This is a genomic window from Burkholderia territorii (assembly GCF_902833055.1).
Lineage (GTDB): Bacteria > Pseudomonadota > Gammaproteobacteria > Burkholderiales > Burkholderiaceae > Burkholderia > Burkholderia territorii.
Map to the genome: position 1 here is coordinate 1 of NZ_CADFEJ010000094.1, position 542 is coordinate 542.

General features: G+C 70.5%; 1 protein-coding gene. It reads left to right on the forward strand.

Annotated features, from left to right (window positions below; genetic code table 11):
- On the forward strand, window positions 1-542 hold a 542-nt coding region (locus tag HW466_RS31170), incomplete at both ends, for a fumarylacetoacetate hydrolase family protein (RefSeq protein WP_176316149.1).

The window sequence follows — 542 nt, forward strand, 5'->3', positions numbered from 1 at the left end:
CCGGGGGTCGGATTCACGACCTGTCGGCGGTGAACCCCGACCTGGCCGGCGAGGCGCTCTCGGATGCCGCGCTGGCGCGCCTGCGCGCGCTCGATCCGGCCTCGCTGCCGCTGGTGCCGGGCGAGCCGCGCATCGGCGCCTGCGTCGGGCAGATCGGCAAGTTCGTCTGCATCGGCCTGAACTACGCCGATCACGCCGCCGAATCGGGGCTGCCGGTGCCGAGCGAGCCGGTGGTGTTCGCCAAGTGGACCAGCGCCGTGTGCGGCCCGAACGACGGCATCGAGATCCCGCGCGACTCGCTCAAGACCGACTGGGAGGTCGAGCTGGGCGTGGTGATCGGGCGGCCCTGCAAGAATGTCGAGGAAGCCGATGCGCTCGACTACGTGGCCGGCTACTGCGTGATCAACGACGTGTCCGAGCGCGAATGGCAGATCGAGCGCGGCGGCCAGTGGGACAAGGGCAAGGGTTTCGACAGCTTCGGCCCGATCGGCCCCTGGCTGGTCACGCGCGACGAGGTGCCCGATCCGCAGCAGCTTTCGCTG